This window comes from Tomitella biformata AHU 1821, from assembly GCF_000524475.1.
Classification (GTDB): domain Bacteria; phylum Actinomycetota; class Actinomycetes; order Mycobacteriales; family Mycobacteriaceae; genus Tomitella; species Tomitella biformata.
The window spans coordinates 204,928-223,833 of record NZ_BAVQ01000003.1 but is presented as its reverse complement, the minus strand read 5'-3'; the positions used below and the strand labels follow the sequence as shown (position 1 = coordinate 223,833).

General features: G+C 70.0%; 15 protein-coding genes and 1 other RNA gene. 7 read left to right on the top strand and 9 right to left on the bottom strand.

What is annotated here, in order from left to right:
- Nucleotides 1-17: 17 nt before the first annotated feature.
- From rnpB to TBIF_RS01990, 3 genes are all read left to right on the top strand, one after another.
- Nucleotides 18-440, top strand: an RNA gene (rnpB, locus tag TBIF_RS24330) — RNase P RNA component class A.
- Between the two features lie 24 nt (nt 441-464).
- Nucleotides 465-647, top strand: a complete 183-nt coding sequence (locus tag TBIF_RS01995; RefSeq protein WP_024793210.1) for a hypothetical protein — start codon at nt 465-467, stop codon at nt 645-647.
- Nucleotides 644-2,062 carry an RNB domain-containing ribonuclease gene (locus TBIF_RS01990; RefSeq protein ID WP_024793209.1) on the top strand — a complete coding sequence of 473 codons (1,419 nt, stop codon included), beginning with the start codon at nt 644-646 and terminating at the stop codon, nt 2,060-2,062. The genes TBIF_RS01995 and TBIF_RS01990 overlap by 4 nt, the downstream gene beginning before the upstream one ends.
- 4 nt (nt 2,063-2,066) lie before the next feature.
- Here TBIF_RS01990 and TBIF_RS01985 read toward each other — a convergent pair whose 3' ends face one another.
- Nucleotides 2,067-2,522 (bottom strand): hypothetical protein, encoded by a 456-nt coding sequence (locus tag TBIF_RS01985; protein ID WP_024793208.1) that lies wholly within the window; start codon nt 2,520-2,522, stop codon nt 2,067-2,069.
- Between the two features lie 19 nt (nt 2,523-2,541).
- Nucleotides 2,542-3,384 (bottom strand): 3-methyl-2-oxobutanoate hydroxymethyltransferase, encoded by an 843-nt coding sequence (panB, locus tag TBIF_RS01980; RefSeq protein ID WP_024793207.1) that lies wholly within the window; start codon nt 3,382-3,384, stop codon nt 2,542-2,544.
- 147 nt (nt 3,385-3,531) lie between these two features.
- On the opposite strand from panB, the gene TBIF_RS01975 reads away from it, so the two are divergent.
- The 3 genes from TBIF_RS01975 to TBIF_RS01965 are packed head-to-tail and all read left to right on the top strand — an operon-like array spanning nt 3,532 to nt 9,501.
- Nucleotides 3,532-5,082, top strand: coding sequence for an alpha/beta hydrolase (locus tag TBIF_RS01975; RefSeq protein ID WP_038169400.1), 1,551 nt, complete (start codon nt 3,532-3,534; stop codon nt 5,080-5,082).
- Between the two features lie 46 nt (nt 5,083-5,128).
- On the top strand, nt 5,129-6,469 hold the full coding sequence (glnA, locus tag TBIF_RS01970) for a type I glutamate--ammonia ligase (protein ID WP_024793205.1): 1,341 nt from the start codon (nt 5,129-5,131) through the stop codon (nt 6,467-6,469).
- Nucleotides 6,470-6,471: 2 nt separating this feature from the next.
- Nucleotides 6,472-9,501: a bifunctional [glutamine synthetase] adenylyltransferase/[glutamine synthetase]-adenylyl-L-tyrosine phosphorylase gene (locus TBIF_RS01965; protein ID WP_038169398.1), complete on the top strand. Its 3,030-nt coding sequence runs from the start codon at nt 6,472-6,474 to the stop codon at nt 9,499-9,501.
- A 109-nt stretch (nt 9,502-9,610) separates the two neighbouring features.
- Here TBIF_RS01965 and TBIF_RS01960 read toward each other — a convergent pair whose 3' ends face one another.
- The 5 genes from TBIF_RS01960 to TBIF_RS01940 form a co-directional block, all read right to left on the bottom strand.
- A complete protein-coding gene (locus tag TBIF_RS01960; protein ID WP_024793203.1) occupies nt 9,611-10,612 on the bottom strand; it encodes a glycine betaine ABC transporter substrate-binding protein in 1,002 nt (333 codons plus the stop codon).
- Complete coding sequence (locus tag TBIF_RS01955) at nt 10,612-11,409, bottom strand: ABC transporter permease (protein WP_235174429.1); 798 nt, start codon at nt 11,407-11,409, stop codon at nt 10,612-10,614. The genes TBIF_RS01960 and TBIF_RS01955 overlap by 1 nt, the downstream gene beginning before the upstream one ends.
- Nucleotides 11,406-12,650, bottom strand: a complete 1,245-nt coding sequence (locus TBIF_RS01950; RefSeq protein ID WP_024793201.1) for an ABC transporter ATP-binding protein — start codon at nt 12,648-12,650, stop codon at nt 11,406-11,408. The genes TBIF_RS01955 and TBIF_RS01950 overlap by 4 nt, the downstream gene beginning before the upstream one ends.
- On the bottom strand, nt 12,643-13,296 hold the full coding sequence (locus TBIF_RS01945; RefSeq protein ID WP_024793200.1) for an ABC transporter permease: 654 nt from the start codon (nt 13,294-13,296) through the stop codon (nt 12,643-12,645). Before TBIF_RS01945 ends, TBIF_RS01950 begins: the two co-directional genes overlap by 8 nt.
- Nucleotides 13,297-13,466: 170 nt before the next feature.
- Nucleotides 13,467-13,934, bottom strand: a complete 468-nt coding sequence (locus tag TBIF_RS01940; protein ID WP_024793199.1) for a limonene-1,2-epoxide hydrolase family protein — start codon at nt 13,932-13,934, stop codon at nt 13,467-13,469.
- Between the two features lie 103 nt (nt 13,935-14,037).
- Here TBIF_RS01940 and TBIF_RS01935 point away from each other — a divergent pair, with 103 nt between their 5' ends.
- Nucleotides 14,038-15,210: an NADH:flavin oxidoreductase gene (locus tag TBIF_RS01935; RefSeq protein ID WP_024793198.1), complete on the top strand. Its 1,173-nt coding sequence runs from the start codon at nt 14,038-14,040 to the stop codon at nt 15,208-15,210.
- 1 nt (nt 15,211) lies between these two features.
- Here TBIF_RS01935 and TBIF_RS01930 read toward each other — a convergent pair whose 3' ends face one another.
- Both TBIF_RS01930 and TBIF_RS01925 read right to left on the bottom strand, forming a co-directional pair.
- Nucleotides 15,212-16,399 carry an RtcB family protein gene (locus tag TBIF_RS01930; RefSeq protein ID WP_024793197.1) on the bottom strand — a complete coding sequence of 396 codons (1,188 nt, stop codon included), beginning with the start codon at nt 16,397-16,399 and terminating at the stop codon, nt 15,212-15,214.
- 75 nt (nt 16,400-16,474) lie between these two features.
- On the bottom strand, nt 16,475-18,892 hold the full coding sequence (locus TBIF_RS01925; RefSeq protein ID WP_024793196.1) for a M28 family peptidase: 2,418 nt from the start codon (nt 18,890-18,892) through the stop codon (nt 16,475-16,477).
- Between the last annotated feature and the right edge of the window lie 14 nt (nt 18,893-18,906).

Here is an 18,906-nt window from a genome sequence, read left to right as displayed (position 1 = left end):
ATTGTTTACGACGCGGACGAGTCGGTTGGGCGGCCGCGGCTTAGGGGACCAGGCGCGCATGCGCCCAGGCCCAGGTCGAGGAAAGTCCGGACTCCACAGGGCAGGGCGGTTGCTAACGGCAACCCGAGGTAACTCGCGGGACAGTGCCACAGAAAACAGACCGCCGGCCGCAAGGCCGGTAAGGGTGAAACGGTGCGGTAAGAGCGCACCAGCGCCCCAGGTGACTGGGGCGGCTAGGTAAACCCCGCCCGGAGCAAGGTCAAAGGCGGCATCCTGGAAGGGGTGCCGCTGCGCAGGTGTTCGAGGGCTGCTCGCCCGAGCCTGCGGGTGGACCGCATGAGGCACCCGGCGACGGTGTGTCCAGATGGATGGTCGCCACCGTGGCGCAGGCGCAAGTCTGGGCCACGGGACAGGATCCGGCTTATATACCGACTCGTCCGCCCCCCACGGGGCACAATGTTGCCATGAGCGATGACAACGACTGGTACTTCTGCTTGAGCGACCACACCGTCCGCCAAGGCAAGGAATCGCGCGGCCTCGACCGGATGGGCCCCTATCCCAGCGAGGCGGCGGCGGCGCAGGCACTGGAGATCGCACGAGCCCGCAACAAGGCCGCGGACGACGCCGACTCCCGGTGGGATGAGTGAGTTCGGAGAGGCTTCCCCGCTTCTCCACGGCTGACATCGATTTCAGCGAGATCCGGGCGGAGTTCGAGCTGCCGGCGGACTACCCCGAGGAGGCGCTGGCGGAGGCGCGGCAGGCGGTCGACCGGTATGCGGCCGCGCGCGACGACCGCACGCACCTGCCGATGGTCACCATCGACCCGGTCGGCGCGAAGGACCTCGACCAGGCCATATTCTTGGAGACCGCGAGGGACGGCTTCGTGGTGCACTACGCGATCGCCGACCTGGGCGCGGTGGTGACGCCCGGCGGCGCGCTCGACGCGGAGACCCGCCGCCGCGGTCAGACGGTCTACCTGCCCGACGACTCCGTGCCGCTGCATCCGCGCGTGCTCTCCGAGGGGTCCTCGAGCCTGCTGCCAGACCAGGTGAGCCCCTGCGTGCTGTGGCGGATAGAGCTCGACGGCAAGGGCGAGCCGACGGCGGTGAGCGTGCGCCGGGCGCTGGTGCGGTCCGTGGCGCGCCTGGACTACCGGGGCGTGCAGGCCGATTACGAGGCGGGCCGGTTGCACCCGTCGATTGCGGCGCTGCCGGTGATTGGCGCGCTGCGGATGGCGGGGGCCGTGGCGCGCGGGGCCATCGAGCTGCGGATGCCGGAGCAGGATGTGGTGCGGGTGGACGGGCAGTGGTCCATCCAGCTCGAGCCGCGCACCGAGTTCGACGACTGGAACGCGGAGATCTCCCTGCTGACCGGGATGTGCGCCGGGCAGTTGATGCTCGACGGCGGGGTGGGGCTGCTGCGGACCATGCCGCCCGCGGAGAAGTCAGCCCTGTCGAACTTGCGGGCCGTGGCGCTCGCGCTGGGCGTGGACTGGCCCGAGGGGGAGCAGGCCGGCCGTGTGCTCGCCGCTCTGGCGGGCGATGACCCGCGGACGTTGCCCATGATGATGGCCGCGACCCGGCTGCTGCGCGGGGCCGACTACACCGCCTTCAACGGCGCGCCGCCGGAACTTACCGAGCATGCCGGCATCGGGGCCCCGTACGCGCACGTGACGGCGCCGCTGCGCCGGCTCGCCGACCGCTTCGCCGCGGAGATCTGCCTGGCGCTCTCGGCAGGGGAGCCCGCGCCGGCCTGGGCCACGGAGGCTCTGGCGGAGGTGCGCGGGGCAATGCATAGCACCGGCGCCGTCGCCGGCAAGGTGGAGCGTGCGTGCGTGGATCTCACCGAGGCCACGCTGCTGGCGCCGCGCGTCGGGCAGACATTCGAGGCGGCGGTGACGCGGGCGGCCGACGGCAAGCGGCCGGCGGAGGTGTTCGTCCTGGACCCGCCGACCATTGCGGCATGCGAGGGAAACCCGCCGGAGGGTCGGCAGATCACCGTCCGGCTGGCGGCGGTGGACCCGACGACCCGGACCGTGCGATTCGAGTACTCCGCCGGCTGAGCTCCTACGTGCCGAGCAGGCCCGACGCGATATCCGGGATCTGGAGCGCGCTGATGACCTCGGCGCGCACGTCGGGGCACTGCGTCTCGAGGATCTGGTCGATCTTCTCGCGGTGCTGCGCCAGGTCGACGAGGTTGAGGTTGTGCCGCATGGACCAGGTCCCGACGGTGCCGTTGAGCGTCACCTTGCCGACGGTCACCGTGTAGGTGCGCATGGGCTGGGCCTGCGCGCTGAGGTCATTGCACAGGTCCTGGGCCATGTCGGTCGTGATCCCTGACGGCAGCGCGTCCACCGGGGCCGGCGCGGGCGCAGACCCCGGGGCGGAGGTGTCGGAGGTCCCCGGGGTCCCCGAGTTCGCGGTGTTCGTGGACTCGCCGACGGTGGTGCAGCCGGCGGCCAACAGCCCGGCCGCCGCCAGGGCGAGGGCGGACAGCGCGGTCTTGCGCAGGGTAAAGGTCATCAGGGCCTCCGTGAGGTGGTTAGAACGAGTGCTCTTGCGCGGGGAAACTACCGTCGCGGACCGCGTCCGCATAGGCGGCCGCGGCGGCGGACAGCGCGGGGCCGACCTCCCCGAAGCGGCGCACGAACTTCGCGGTCTTGCCGCTGGTGAGGCCGGCCATGTCCTGCCAGACCAGCACCTGGGCGTCGCACTGCGCACCTGCGCCGATACCGACGGTGGGGATGGACAACTTCGCGGTGACCTCGGCGGCGACATCCGCGGGGACCATCTCCATGACGACCGAGAAAGCCCCAGCCTCCTGGACAGCGAGCGCGTCCTCGAGGAGCTGGCGCGCGGCCTCGCCGCGGCCCTGCACCCGGAAGCCGCCGAGCCCGTTGACGGACTGCGGGGTGAAACCGATGTGCGCCATCACGGGGATGCCGGCGTTGACCAGCGCGGTGATCTGGGAGGCGACTCGGACGCCGCCCTCGAGCTTGACGGCGTGCGCAAGGCCCTCCTTGCAGAAGCGGGCCGAGGTGGCGAGCGCCTGGGCGTCGGAGGCCTCGTAGCTGCCAAACGGCAGGTCTGCGACGACCAGGGCATGGGGCGCGCCGCGGACGACGCCGCGCACGAGGGGGATCAGCTCGTCGGAGCTGACCGGCAGCGTCGTGTCATAGCCGTAGACGACGTTCGCGGCGGAGTCGCCGACCAGCAGCACAGGGATGCCGGCCTCATCGAAGATGCGGGCGGTGGAGTAGTCGTATGCGGTGAGCATCGCCCAGCGCTCGCCGTCGGCCTTCATCTGCTGCAGATGATGGGTGCGGACCTTGCGGCGCGGAGCCGATTGCTCGGGTGCAGCGCCATATGGGGAGGTGTCGGTCATCTTCAGTCCCTTTCTGACCTCGAGGCCCGATCTGCGGGTCCCCGGGTGTGGGTGGTGACGCCCACGAGTCTGCCACCGCGCGAAATTCCCGACCAGCTCCGGTGATGCAACTCACGGCTCCGCGCCGGTGCATGGCACGATGCCCGCATGCGACTACGGGGACGAGGCCTGGGGAGGGCCTGGCTGCTCGCGGTGCTGGTGGCGGTGGCGGGCTGCGGAACCCCCGCCCAGGTCGTGGGCGGACAGGACACGCCCGCAGATCTCGCGCGCTTCTATGGGCAGGAGCTGGCGTGGGGCTCGTGCGCCGGCTTCGCCGTGAGCGCGAGCTACCAGGACCGGGCCGCCGCCGGCTTTCTATGCGCGCGGTTGAACGTCCCCTTGGCCTACGAGGATCCGACTGGGCCGACCGCGCAGATCGCCGTGATCAAGGCGCCGGGACAGCCCACGGCCGAGAGATCCCTGGTGGTCAATCCGGGTGGACCGGGCGCGTCAGGCCTGGAATGGGCGCTGGGCGAGGCGGACTACGTGGCGCGCGGGCCCCTGGGCGACGGCTTCGACGTGGTGAGCTTCGACCCCCGCGGGGTGGGCGCGTCGACCCCGCGGATCGAGTGCCTCGGCGGCGCCGAGATGGACGCGGTGCGGGCCGGGGGCAGCTTCTGGGGGGACCCGGCCGGGGTCGCCGCGGCGGAGGGGCAGGACCAGGAGTTCATCGACGCCTGCGTGTCGAACACCGGCGCCGGTGTGTTGGCGGCGATGGGCACGAGGTCGGCGGCGCACGACCTGGACATCCTGCGCGCGGCCCTGGGAGATCGGCAGCTGACCTACCTCGGCTTCTCCTACGGCACGCTGCTGGGGACCGTCTACGCGCAGGAGTTCCCGGGCCGGGTGCGGGCGCTGGTGCTCGACGGCGCGGTGGACCCGGCGGAGGATCCCGCGGCCGCGCTGGTCAATCAGGGGGCAGGCTTCCAAGACGCGTTCAACGAGTTCGCGCGGGACTGCGCCCAGGTCTCGGACTGCGCGCTGGGCGATGATCCCGCCCGCGCCGTCGCGCGCTATCGGGAACTGGTCGACGGGCTGCGCGGCGCGCCCGCCCAGACCACCGACCCGCGTGGGCTCAGCGAGTCCGACGCGTTGACGGGCACCATTCAGGCGCTCTACAGCACCTCGATGTGGGGCACGCTGCGCAGCGGCCTCGCCGAGCTGGCGGACGCGCGCGGCGACTCGCTGCTGCTGCTGGCCGACATCTACGAGGGCCGCGACGACGATGGCCGCTACCAGTCCAATATTGCCGCCGCGTTCACCGCGATCCGCTGCGTCGACGTTAGGCCGGGCTTCACCGGCGAGGAGCGGGCCGCCACCGACGCGGCCTATCGCGCCGCCGCCCCGTTCCTCGACAATGGGCACGGGACAGGGCAGACCCCGCGCGATATCTGCGACCGCTGGCCGGTGCCGGCGACCCTGAACTGGACGCCAGAGATCCCAGAGATACCGCGCACGGTCGTCATTTCCACCACCCAGGACTCGGCCACGCCCTATCAAGCCGGAGTGGACCTGGCGAAGCTGCTCGGCGCGGCGCTGATCACGGTGGAGGGGACCTCGCACACCGCGACATTCGGCAACGTCTGCGTCGACGAGGCGATCAACGCCTATTTGCTGGATCTGACAGTCCCCGCCGACGAGCAGACATGCCCGGGCTAGCAGTGTTGTCACACACTGGAAACGTCTAGTGAATAGGCTCGTGCCCATGGATCGTCAAATGGAGTTTGTGCTGCGCACCCTCGAAGAGCGCGACATCCGATTCGTCCGGTTGTGGTTCACCGACGTGCTGGGCTATCTCAAGTCCGTGGCCATCGCGCCCGCCGAGCTGGAGGGCGCGTTCACGGAGGGCATCGGGTTCGACGGCTCGGCCATCGAGGGCTTCTCCCGCGTGTCCGAGGCAGATATGGTCGCGGTGCCGGATCCGTCCACCTTCCAGGTGCTGCCGTGGGCTGGGGCTGACGGCAGCCAGCCGGCGGCGCGGATGTTCTGCGACATCCTGATGCCGGGCGGCTCGCCATCCTGGTCGGACCCCCGCCACGTGCTGCGCCGCCAGCTGGGCAAGGCCAGCGACGCGGGCTTCAGCTGCTACGTCCACCCGGAGATCGAGTTCTTCCTGCTCAAGACGAAGCTGAACGAGCACGAACGGCCCATCCCGGCCGACCGCGGCGGCTACTTCGACCAGGCGGTCCACGACCACGCGCCGAACTTCCGCCGGCATGCGATCGACGCGCTGGAGTCGATGGGCATCTCGGTGGAGTTCAGCCACCACGAGGCCGCGCCCGGCCAGCAGGAGATCGACCTGCGGTACGCCGACGCCCTGTCCATGGCGGACAACGTCATGACCTTCCGCTACCTGATCAAGCAGGTCGCGATGCAGGAGGGCGTGCGGGCGACATTCATGCCCAAGCCGTTCACCGAGTACGCGGGCTCTGCGATGCACACCCACATGAGCCTGTTCGAGGGCGAGAACAACGCCTTCCACGACGCAGACGACCCGCTCCAGCTCTCCACCACCGGCCGGTCGTTCGTCGCCGGCATCCTCGAGCACGCGCCGGAGATCAGCGCGGTCACCAACCAGTGGGTCAACTCCTATAAGCGGCTCATCCACGGCGGCGAGGCCCCGACGGCCGCGTCGTGGGGCCGGGCCAACCGCTCCGCGCTGGTGCGCCTGCCGCTGTACACACCGAATAAGGCGTCGTCGCGGCGCGTCGAGATCCGCACCCCCGACTCGGCATGCAATCCATACCTGACGTTCGCGGTGCTTCTCGCAGCCGGGCTCAAGGGCATCGAGGAGGGCTACGAGCTGCCGCCGGAGGCGGAGGACGACGTGTGGTCGCTCACCGCGCAGGAGCGTCGGGCGATGGGCTATAAGGAGCTGCCGACCTCGCTGGGCGACGCACTGCGGGAGATGGAGCACTCGGAGTTGGTCGCGGAGGCGCTCGGCGAGCACGTGTTCGACTTCTTTCTGCGCAACAAGCGTCACGAGTGGGAGGAATACCGCGGCCAGGTCACGGCCTATGAGGTCGAGAACTACCTGGGGCTGTGACGATGCGCCCGCCCGCACGCAGCGCTGTCCCCGGCCCGGGGCGGCTGGGGCTGATCGAGCCGACCGCCGCTGCGGAGCTGGCGAGCCTGGGCTGGACTGGAGCTTCGGACGTCGCGCTGCTCTGGGCGCTGTCTCGCGCACCCGACGCAGACCTCGCGCTGCGCACCCTGGTGCGGGTGCGCGACGCACTGGGCGACGGTTGGCCCGAGCTGGACCAGCAGTTGCGCTCGAGCATCCGGCTGCGCGCCCGGCTGATCTCGGTTCTCGGCTCCTCCACTGCGCTGGGCGACCATCTGGTGCTGCGCCCGCAGCTGTGGCGGGTGCTCGCGGACGCCGACGTGCTGCCGGGCCGGGAGAGCCTGATCGAGGACCTCCTGGCACAGGTGGAGGCGACGAGGGTCTCGGAGTCGGTGCACCGCGCGGCGATCATCGGCCCCGAGGCGATCATGCGCCTGCGCCTGCGCTACCGGGACCACCTCCTGCTGCTGGCCGCCGGGGACCTGGCCATGACAGTCGAGAACGAGCCGGAGCTGGAGTTCCGCTCGGTGGGCGTGCATCTGTCGGACCTCGCGGACGCCGCGCTGACGGCGGCGCTCGCGGTGGCCGTGGCCACGGTTGTGCCAGAGGGGGCCGCGGATGAGTCCAGCGACTTGCGCCTGGCCGTGGTCGCGATGGGCAAGTGCGGGGCGCGCGAGCTCAACTACGTCTCCGACGTGGACGTGGTCTTCGTCGCGGAGCCCGCCGACTCCATGGCGGCGCGCGTCGCGGGCGAGATGATGAGGGTCGGCTCGAGTGCCTTCTTCGACGTCGACGCGGGCCTGCGGCCCGAGGGCAAGAGCGGCGTCCTGGTGCGCACTCTCGACTCGCACCTGGCCTACTACGATCGCTGGGCCAAGACCTGGGAGTTCCAGGCCCTGCTCAAGGCGCGGCCGATGGCCGGGGACATGGCGCTGGGCCAAGAGTATGTGGACCAGCTCAGTCCGCTGGTGTGGACGGCGTCCCAGCGCGATGATTTCGTGCCCGAGGTCCAAGCCATGCGCCGACGGGTAGAGCAGCTGGTGCCGCTGGACATGCGGGCGCGTGAGCTCAAACTCGGCCACGGCAGCCTGCGCGATGTGGAGTTCGCGGTGCAGCTGTTGCAGATGGTGCACGGGCGCGCGGACGAGTCGCTGCACTCGAAGTCCACGGTGCGGGCCCTCGCGCAGCTGGCGGCCGGCGGCTATGTGGGCCGCGACGACGCCGCGAAGTTCACCGAGTCCTACGAGTTCCTCCGCCTGCTCGAGCATCGCCTGCAGCTGCAGCGGCTGCAGCGCACCCACACGTTGCCGGCGCCGGAGGACACCGAGGGCCTGCGCTGGCTCGCCCGCGCTGCGCACATCCGCCCGGACCACCGGCGCGACGCGGTGCGGGTGCTGCAGGATGAGCTCCGGCAGAACTCCCGGCGGATCCGCCGCCTGCACGTGAAGCTCTTCTACCGCCCGCTGCTGGAGTCGGTCACCCAGATCGATTCGGACGCACTGCAATTGAGTCCCCAGGCAGCCGAGCGCCAGCTCGCGGCGCTCGGCTATATGTCCCCGCGCAATGCCATCGGGCACCTCACCGCTCTCACCAGGGGGGCCACTCGCAAGGGCCGGATTCAGGCGCTGCTGCTGCCGACTCTGCTGGCGTGGCTGGGGGAGACCCCCAACCCCGACGGAGGGCTGCTGGCCTACCGGCGGATCTCCGAGGAGATGACCGAGCAGACCTGGTATTTGCGGACGCTGCGCGATGAGGGGGCGCTGGCCCAGCGGCTCATGATGGTCCTGGGCTCCTCGGCCTACGTGCCGGACCTGCTGCTGAGCTCGCCCGAGGTCATGCGCCTGTACGCGGACGGCGCCACGGGACCGAAGCTGACGGCGATCGACCCCGATGACGTCGCCAAGGGCCTGCTGACCTCCGCCGCGCGCTACGCCGACCCCGCGCGGGCGGTCGCTGCGGCCCGCTCGCTGCGTCGCCACGAGCTCGCCCGCGTCGCCTCCGCCGACCTGCTGGGCATGTTGGATGTGCCGCAGGTGTGCCGGGCGCTGTCGACGGTGTGGGCCGCGGTGCTCGAGGCCGCGCTGCAGGCGGTCATCCGGGCGTCCGTCGCGGAGCGGGGCGAGCCGGCCCCGGCGCGGATCACCGTCATCGGGATGGGCCGCTTGGGCGGCTGGGAGCTGGGCTACGGCTCCGATGCGGACGTGTTGTTCGTCTGCGAGCCCGGCCGGGAAGGCTCCGCCGGGGACACATTGTCGCAGGAGTCCGAGGCCGCCGCGGTGCGCTGGTCCATCGAGATCGCCGAGCGGGTCCGCAAGGTCCTTGGCGGCGCCAGTGTCGACCCGCCCCTGGAGGTCGACGCCGATTTGCGGCCCGAGGGGCGCAGCGGCCCGCTGGTGCGCACCTTGAACTCCTACACCGCCTACTACGCGAAGTGGGCGCAGCCCTGGGAGATTCAGGCGCTGTTGCGGGCCACCACCGTCGCCGGCGACGTGGAACTGGGCCTGCGCTTCCTGCATATGATCGACCGCGTGCGCTACCCCGCGGGCGGCATCGATCCGGCGACGGTGCGCGAGATCCGGCTGATGAAGGTGCGCATCGACGCCGAGCGGCTGCCGCGCGGCGCCGACCCCGCCACCCACACGAAGTTGGGCCGCGGCGGGCTGGTCGATATCGAGTGGACCGTGCAGCTGATCCAGCTGCAGTTCGGCCACGAGCATCCGGCGCTGCACAACACGTCCACCCTCGAATCCCTCGACGCTATCGGGGAATTGGGCCTGCTAGGCCATGAGGACGTGGCGCTGCTGCGGGAGTCCTGGCTGCTGGCCACCCGAGCCCGCAACGCCCTGGTGCTGGTGCGCGGCAAGCCCAGCGACCAACTGCCCGGTCCCGGCGCGCAATTGCAGGCGGTTGCCTTCGCGGCGGGTTGGCGCGGGCCGGACGACGGTGGATTCCTGGACCACTACCTGCGGGTCACGCGGCGGGCGAAGGCCGTGGTGGAGCAGGTCTTCGGCTGAGCGCCGACCGGCCTTCCCGCGCCTCGCCCCCGTATCTTGACCTGGCCCCTGTTGTAACGTCAGCGAGGTCAAGATACGGGGGCGAGGTCGAGCGGGGCGAGGGCGAGATCTAGGGGATGGTGACGAAGCCGTTGTCGGCGAGCCATTCGCGGGCCACGTCGGAGGGCTCGATGCCGTCGACGTCCACGCGGGTATTCATCGCGGCGATCTCGTCGCTGGTGATCTTGGCCATGACCGGCTTCAGGACCGTTGCGATCTGCGGATACGCGTCGTTGGTCTTGCTCAGCATCGTGAGCGCGGCGTTGTAGTGCGGGAAGAAGGACTTGTCGTCCTCGAGCACCACCAGGTCGAGGCCCTTGATGCGGCCGTCGGTGGTGAAGACCTCGCCAAACTGGCACTCGCTGCCAGCGGCCGTCGCCTGGTAGATGATGCCGGTCTGCAGGATCTTCTTGTCGGTGGCGTCGGGGTTGAACCCGTAGGCAGCGGCCATGCCGGGATAGCCGTCCTGGCGGCTGTTGAACTCCGTCTCCAGGCAGGTGGAGTACTTGCCCGGGTTCGCGGTGATCAACGCCGCATAGTCGGAGACTGTTTTGACGCCGGTCTCCGCCGCGGTGGCCTGGTTCGTGGCGATCGCGTAGGTGTTGTCCAGGGGCGCGGGATCCACCCACACGACGTCGTTGACCTTGAGGTCTTGGTCGCGGACCGCGTCGAACTGCTCGGTGGAGTCCTTGATGGGTTGCTCGTTGTGCAGGTAGTTTATCCAGCCGGTGCCGGTGTACTCGACGTAGACGTCGACCTGCCCGGCGAGCATGGCGTCGCGCGCGCTGTTGGAGCCCTGGATGTTTGTCATGTCCCGCACATCCGCTCCGGCGGCGGAGAGGGCGAAGGCGGTGATATAGCCGAGCACGATGTTCTCGGTGAAGTCCTTGGAGCCGACGGTCAGCGAAGCGCCCTCCAACCCCTCGACGGGGACGATGCTGCCGGGGTCGACACTCAGCGGCAGGGCGGAGCCTGACTGCAGCCCGCACGATGCCAACAGCGCGGCACACATCCCGGCGGCCAGGACGGCGGTGATCCGCCTGGTTCGGGAAAGGGTCGTCAACGGGCGCATCAGCGGAGTCCCTTCGGCCCGAGGTAGCGCTCGGCGAGCGCCCCCAGCCAGTCGATGAACAGGGCGAGCGCCACGGCGAGGGCCGCGCCCACGTACAGGGTGGGATTGTCGCGGAGCTTGTAGCCGGTGTCGATGAGCACGCCCAGGCCGCCCGCGCCCACCAGGAAGCACAGGGTGGCGGTGCCCACGGCGAGCACCAGGGAGGTGCGCAGGCCGGCGAGGATGAACGGCACGGCGAGGGGAAATTCGACGCGGCGCAGCACCGTCATCGAGGTCATGCCCTGGCCAAGGCCGGCGTCGAGCAGCGAGGGCTCCACGGACTCGATGCCCAGCATCGTGTTTCGGAGCACCGGCAGCAGGGCGTAGAAGGCGATGGGCAGCACACCGATCCAGAAGCCGGTCTTGCCGGTCCACAGGAACAGCAGCACCAGCAGGCCGATGGCCGGCGAGGACTGCCCGATGTTGCCGATGCCGATCAAGATGGGGGAGAGCTTGCGGAAGCCCTTGCGGGTCACCAGGATACCCAGGGGCACCGCGACGGCCAGGACGATGATCGTCACGACGGCCGTGATCGCCACGTGCTGGCCGATCCGCGACGTCAATTCGGACGCGTTGAGGGTCTCGCGCTGGGTGTCGTTCAGCTCCGTGAAGCCGAACGCCCAGATCAGGACGCCGGCGGCGAGGAGCAGCGCCACGGCCGGCTGGATGAGGAGCTTCGCCCACTCGACGGCCGCCGAGCTCTTGGCGTAGCTCTGGGTGGGAGCGGCGCCCCCCTCGAGCTCCATGATGACGGTCATGAGGTTGCCCCGGTCGAGCTGTCGAGAACTTCCGGCGCGGCGGTCTCGGTGGTGTCGTCCGAATCGAGATGATCGTCCTCGTGCGCCTCGCGGAGGGAGCGGATGGTACCGACGAGTGTGTCGATGCTGATCAGGCCCACATACTGGCCGCGGGAGCCGGTCACCACGGTCGACGCGCTGCGCGCGGCCAGAAGCGCCTCGAGCGCGTCCTGCAGTGTGGACTGGGTGCTGACGACCTCGCCGATGGGATCGCCGACGTTGCGCAAGGAGTTCACGCCGGCGAGGTGGCGGGAGTTGACCCAGCGCAGCGGGCGATCGCGGTCGTCGAGCACCAACCCCCACGATCGCGGGCGGGGGGTGAGCGTGGCGCGCAGCTTGTCGGGGGTGTCGGACTCGTGGGCCGTCGGGCAGGTGGCCAGGTCGACGTCACGCACCCGCAGCAGGGTGAGCTGCTGCAGCGACGCGCCGGAGCCGATAAATCCGGCGACGGTGTCGTCCGCGGGGTTCGCGAGGACGGCCTCGGGGGTGTCGTACTGGAGGATCTTCGACTGGTCGCCGAGCACCGCGATGCGGTCGCCCAGCTTGACGGCCTCGGAAAAGTCGTGGGTGACGAACACGATGGTCTTGCCCAATTCGGTTTGCAGGCGCAGCAACTCATCCTGCAGCAGCCCTCGGGTGATCGGGTCCACCGCGCCGAACGGCTCGTCCATCAGCAGTACCGGCGGGTCTGCGGCCAGCGCGCGGGCCACGCCGACGCGCTGCTGCTGGCCGCCGGAGAGCTGGCGCGGGTACCGGCCGCGGTACTGGTCGGGGTCCAGGCCCACCAAGTCCAGCATCTCGTCCACCCGGTCGTTGATCTTCTTCTTGTTCCAGCCGACGAGCCCCGGGACCATGCCCACGTTCTGCGCGATGGTCATGTGCGGGAACAGCCCGGACTGCTGGATGGAGTAGCCGATGCCGCGGCGCAGCTTGTCGGGCTTGATCGACAGGGCGTCCTCGCCGCCGATGGTGATGCGGCCGGAGGTGGGCTCGATGAGCCGGTTGATCATGCGCATCGTCGTGGTCTTGCCACAGCCCGACGGGCCGACGAACACGACGATCTCGCCGGCGGGGATGGTCATCGAGACCTTGTCGACGGCCGGCAGCTTCGAGCCGGAGTAACGCTTGGTCACCTCGTCGAGCACGATCTCGACGCCGGAGATCACTCGTTCGGGCTGGTTGATGGTCTCGTGCTCAGACATGGAGCCCCTTCGAGGTCGTGGCTTTGCCGATGAGGATGAAGAGTCCGTCCAAGATCAGCGCGAGGATGACGATGAGCACGGTGCCGGTCAGGGCCTGGGGCACGGCGGTGGGGCTGCCGACGCGGGCGAAGCCGGAGAAGATCAGGTTGCCGAGCCCGGGGCCCTTCGCGTACGCGGCGATGGCGAGGATGCCCATGCTCATCTGGGTGCTCACCCGCATCCCGGTCAGGATCGAGGGCCACGCCAGCGGTAGCTCGATCGTGCGGAGCACGTGGAGCCGGCTCATCCCGATGCCCTTTGCCGCATCGGTGGTCCCAGGGTCCACCGCGTCCAGGCCGACGATCGTGTTGCGGATGATCGGCAGCAGCGCGTAGAGGGTCAGGGCGATAACGGTCGGCGGCACACCCAGGCCTACGACCGGGATCAAGATGCCCAACAGCGCGAACGACGGGATGGTCAAGATACTGCTCGCCAGGGCGGTCGCAAGGGCGGAGCCGACCGGGCTGCGATAGACGAGGATCCCGATAATCACCGCGATCACGGTCGCGATGATCACGCATTGGACCACCGCGCTGACATGCAGATAGGAATCGATCGCGAGCTGTTTTCTTCGAGTCGAGACAAAGTCCCACAGATCTTGAAGCACGCTCAGGTCCTTCCTGGTCGGCAAGCTACCGACGAGCTTCGTCAACCATGCCCCGAGCGGCGGTACTCCCGCTTGGTGAAGGGGCGAAAAGCGCGTGTTCCGTTACCCGAACGTGACGAAAGGGACCATTGTTCGGATATTTGGGCCAGCTGGCGGTGGGGCTGTCTTGGTTAGCGGTCCGGGAAGCGGGGGCGCAGCGCGGGGATGACGGCCCCCGCGATCGCCCGGCCGCTGGCCTTGACCATGTTGAAGTAGTCGAAGTAGTCCCGCCACAGCACAATCTGACCGTCGACCACCTCGAACGTGCCGCACACCCAGAACTGGAAGCGGAGCGGGCCGAGGGTCAGGGCGTCGTGGCGCTCGGTCAAGACCGCCGTGCCGTTCTCGGCGATCCGGTGCGTGACGACGCCGAAGTCCAGCCAGTCGTGGTTGAACAAGGAGAGCAGCTTGGCCACCCGCCGGCGGCCGTGGATCGTCGGCAGCGAGACGTTGGTGTACACGATGTCTTTGGCGACCAGGGCCATCGCCTCCTCGAGGCGACCATCGTTCAGCGCGTCGAGATAGCGTGCGACCACCCGGAGCGGGCTGGTGTCGGTATCGGGCCCGGTGTGCGACCCATTATTCTGCGGCGTGTTCATAGCCACTGCGTGCCTCCTGTGTCGGTGCGTGCGATGCCTCGGACTGTAATCCAGGGCGCCCGCACCCTTTAGAACGTGTTCCAGTTCTAGTAGTGTCAAGCCCATGCCCACCCCCGACATCCTCGCCCCGGCCACACTCGGCCCTATCACCCTCCGCAACCGCATTATCAAGGCGGCCACCTTCGAGGGCGTGACGCCCGACGCGCTGGTCACCGACGAGCTGATCGAGTTCCACCGCGCCGTCGCAGCCGGCGGGGCGGGCATGACAACGGTCGCCTACTGCGCGGCCTCCCCGGAGGGGCGCACCGACCGCCACCAGATCTACATGCGGCCGGAGGCGGTGCCCGGGCTGCGGCGGCTGACCGACGCAGTCCACGCGGAGGGGGCCAAGGCCTCGGCCCAGATCGGGCACGCGGGCCCCGTCGCCAACGCGAAGTCGAACCGGCGCACAGCCCTCGCCCCCAGTGCCCAGATCAGCCCGCTGAGCATGATGCTGACCCGCTCTGCCACCAAGGCGGACATCGCCCGGATCACCGCCGACCACGCCCGCGCGGCCCGGCACGCGGTGGAGTCCGGGTTCGACGCCGTCGAGATCCACTTCGGCCACAACTACTTCACCAGCGCCTTCCTGAGCCCCAAGCTCAATCGCCGCAAGGACGAGTACGGCGGCTCGCTAGCAAACCGGGCGCGCGTGGCCCGCGAGGTCGCCGCCGCTGTCCGCGCCGAGGTGGGCGCCGAGATCGCGATCCTCGCGAAGCTGAACATGGACGACGGCGTGCCGGGCGGCTTCTGGCTGGAGGAGTCCATGGCGGTGGCCCAGTGGCTCGAGCAGGACGGCTCGCTCGACGCGCTGGAGCTGACGTGCGGCAGCTCGCTGAAGAACCCGATGTACCTGTTCCGCGGGGATGTCCCGATGAAGGAGTTCGCGGCGACCTTCCCGCAGCCGACGAAGCTGGGCCTGCAGGCCGTCGGCCGCTTCTTCCTGCGCACCTACCCCTACGAGCCGGCGTACATGCTCGAGAGCGCCCGGCAGTTCCGGGCGGCCGTGAAGATGCCGCTGGTGCTGCTCGGCGGCATCACCGACCGTGCGGGCATGGACCTGGCGATGGCGGAGGGCTTCGACTTCGTCGCGATGGGCCGGGCGCTGCTGCGCGAGCCGGACCTGATCAACAAGATCGCGGCGGACGCCGCCACCGAGTCGCTGTGCATCCACTGCAACAAGTGCATGCCGACGATCTACTCGGGCACTCGCTGTGTGCTGGTGCCCCAGGGCTGAGTCACGTCCCCTTCACGTTGAGGATCTGGCGCAACGTGTGCCGGACCTCGACGAGATCGGCGGCGTCGGCCAGCACCTGGTCGATGTCCTTGTACGCGTCTGGGATCTCGTCGACCCACTCCTCGCCGTGGCGGTACTCGATCCCCGTCATTCGGGCGGCGAGGTCGTCGGCGGTGAACCGGCGGCGGGCCTCCGTGCGCGAGTAGCGTCGGCCGGCGCCATGCGGGGCGGAGGACAGCCCGGCCTTGGAGCCCCTGCCGGTGACCACATACGAGCGGGTGCCCATGCTGCCCGGGATCACCCCGGCCGTCCCCTCATGGGCGGCGATGGCGCCCTTGCGGGTGATCCACAGTGTCTCACCGTGGTGGCGCTCCTGCTCGGTGTAGTTGTGATGGCAGTTGATCCGCTCCTCCTCGTGGACCGCGCTGCCGATCCATTCGCCGAGTACCTCCGCGAAGCGGTCCATCATCTCGGCCCGGTTCAGGAATGCGAAGCGCTGGGCCCAGCCGAGCTCGCGGATATATGTGTCGAACTCATCGATCCCCTCGGGTAGGTAGGCGAGGTCTCGGTTCGGCAGCTCGATATGCCATGTCCTGCACAGCTTCTGCGCGATCGCGATGTGCTTCTGGGCGATCTTGTTGCCCACGCCCCGGCTGCCCGAGTGCAGGAACAGCCACACCCGGTCGCCCTCGTCCAGGCACAGCTCGATGAAGTGGTTGCCGCCGCCGAGGCTGCCCAGCTGCTCGCGCCACTTCGGCGAGTGGGCCAGATCCACGCCCTCGGCCTCTGCGAGCGCCTCCAACTCGGCGATCTTCGGCCGGGCGTGCCAGCGGTCCAGGGACTCGGTGTGGTTGTAGTTGCCGGGCGAGAGGGGGATGGCTGCCTCGAGCTGGCTACGCAGACCGGCCAGCGACCCGCGGACGGCGTCGACGTCGGGCTTGGTGAATTGCGTCCGCACCGCGATCATGCCGCAGCCGATATCCACGCCCACCGCCGCCGGGATCACGGCGGCGCGGGTGGGGATCACGGTGCCGACGGCGGAGCCCTTGCCGGCATGCGCGTCGGGCATGAGCGCGACGTGCGGGTGCACGAAAGGCATTCGCGCGGTCTGCTCCGCCTGCGCGCGGGTGGTCTCGTCCAGCTGCGAGGCCCAGCTCAGCAGCCGCGGCCCCAGCTTCTCGATTGTCATTCGACTACCTCCATGTGTCCGTCAGATCATCCCCGCTGCGCGGTACCGGGGCGAGTCGGACCGAATCCGGGGTGTCTACCGGGGGACCGCGGGCAGCCCCTGCTCGGTGGCGACCATCAGCAGGTCGGAGCTGTGCGTGCCGGCGATGTCGACGTCCGCAGGCAGCGGCTGGTAGCCGGGCAGCGCGGACAGCCCGTCGCTGCCGTCGACGGCGCGCAGCCGGACGGGGCCGTCCCCGGTGAGCGTGAAGACCATCTCCACGCCCTCGGCGGGTGGCGCGTGGAAGGTGACGACGCTGCTGCCGTGGCCCATCGCGTCGTCGGGCAGCGCGCGGCCCTGCACCGTCGCGGACTCGATGGTCCCGTCGGTGGTCACGCCCAGCGTGACGAGCCGGACGGGCCGCTGCGGCTGGACGCGGACGGTCACCTCACGGCCGTCGGCGGTCGCCGTGTCTGTGAGGACGGTGATGGTCGGGGGCGGCAACTCGGCGGGCTCTGCGGGGCCGACTTCGACCTCCCCGTCGATAAACGGGAAGCCCTGGGAGATGTCCGCACGACCGTCGAGGTACTGCTCGGTGTAGCGGCTCGGGGAGCTCTCACTGACCCACTGCGCTGTCCGGGTGTCGGCGTCCATGGCGTACATGAGGTGGGCCGGCTCCGGGTGCTCTGCGTCGAAGGTGTCGACGAACAGCCCGACCGCGACGAGGACGATGGCCGCGCCGAGCGCCGTGATCGGGACCGCGGCGGCGCCGAGCCGGGCCGGGCGCTGGTCGCGGGTGTCCGGGTCGGCTGTCAGCGGGGCGGGGAACAGCAGGTCGAGCACCGGCAAGATCGCGAAGCACAGCAGTACGACGATGACCGCGGTGACCGCGGACATCGACATGCCGAGCGACGGGAAGAACAGCGCGATCGCCGGGGCCAGCACGAGCACCGCGAAGACCGAGCCGACGAGGGCGGCGAGTGCCGTGACCGCAGGCTGGCGTGCGAGCAGCGCGAGGATGGCCGCGCCGGCGCCGACCAGCGCGGGCAACGTCGTCAGATAGGAGGCGCCAGGCGCGACGGCAGCCAGAACGATCCCGAGGATGGCCAGCCACAGCAGGGCGCCGAACACCAGCGGCAGGGTCCCCAGCCGGCGCCGCAGCACGGCGACCCACGCGAGGAATACGGCGACCACCAGCGCGACGACGCCGAGTCGGAACCAGCCGGGCCGCCACAGGTCGAGGCTCTGGGCGTAGCCGGGTCGGATCGCGGCGAGCAGCCACCACAGCAGTTGTGCGGCCAGCGGTGCGAGCACCAGCGGAATCAGCGCGGCCACCCACCCGATGGCGAGGCGCGGGGCCGTCGTCTCCGCCCGGATCCGGGCGAGGGCGCCGAACCCGGCGACGGCGACGACCGCGAGCGCCGCGAGCGGCCAGACGAGCCAGCCGGGGTAGCGCGCCAGCGAGCCGAGCACGGGAAAGTAGGTCGCGTCGTTGGCGGACTCGTGCGCGTAGGTGCCGAGGTCCGCGTCGGCGAGCGCGCGGGTCAGCGCGAGGCCGTTGGCGCCCATCATCTGCAGGCTGCCCTGGTCTAGACGGGCCGGCGTGTCCTGCGGGGTGTGGTAGACCGCCGCCCCGTCGAAGTAGGCGGAGTTGAGCCCGGTGAAGCCGCCCTCCTGGAGGAATGAGGTGAAGTCGGTGTTGTTGCGGAGTTTGCGATAGACCTCTACGGCCGCGCTGGTCGCCACAGGGTGCGGCGCGTTGGCGCCGTAGAGCCGCGCGAGGTCCGCGTTGCCATCCGAGGTCTCGAACATCACCACCGGGCCGCGCGAGCCACGGGCCTCGAAGTTGAGGATTACCCCGCCATCCGCGGCCAGCGGGTCGGAGTGCGCGAAGCCCTCCGAGCCGAGCGTGCCCGCCTCCTCCGCGTCGGTGAGCAGGAGGACGACGTCGTTGCGGGGCGTCGGCCCCGCCGTGAGGGCGCGGGCGATCTCGAGGATCGAGCCCACTCCAGAGGCATCGTCGCCGGCGCCGGGGGAGACCTGCGCGGAGTCGTAGTGTGCGGCGAGGAACAGCCGGCCCGTCGAGTCCGAGCCCTCGATGACGGCCACGATGTTCTGCGCGTTGGTGACATCGATGTCGTCGTGGGCGTCGACGTCGAAGCTCAGCGCGGGCCGCACCTGCGGGTCGAGCCCCAGCGCGGTGAGGTCCGCGACCAGGCGCTCGCGGACCGCGTCGTTCGCGGCGCTGCCGGTGGGGTGGGCCTTGACCGCCATCTGGTCGACGGTCGCCATCGCCCGCCCGGCGCTGAACGTGTCGGCTGGGGCGTCAGTGCCCTTGGGATCGGGCGGTTGCAGGCTCAGCACCGACCACAAGGCGACGAGCAGCAGCACGACGACGGCCCCAAGGCCGATCAGCCGCCGCGCGAGGGAGCCCGCCGTGCGCTCGTTGACTGCGGGTGGGGCGGAGACGTCTCCGTCTCCCGGGCTCTGACCTGGATCACCTTGTATCGACACGCCCGAATGCTATC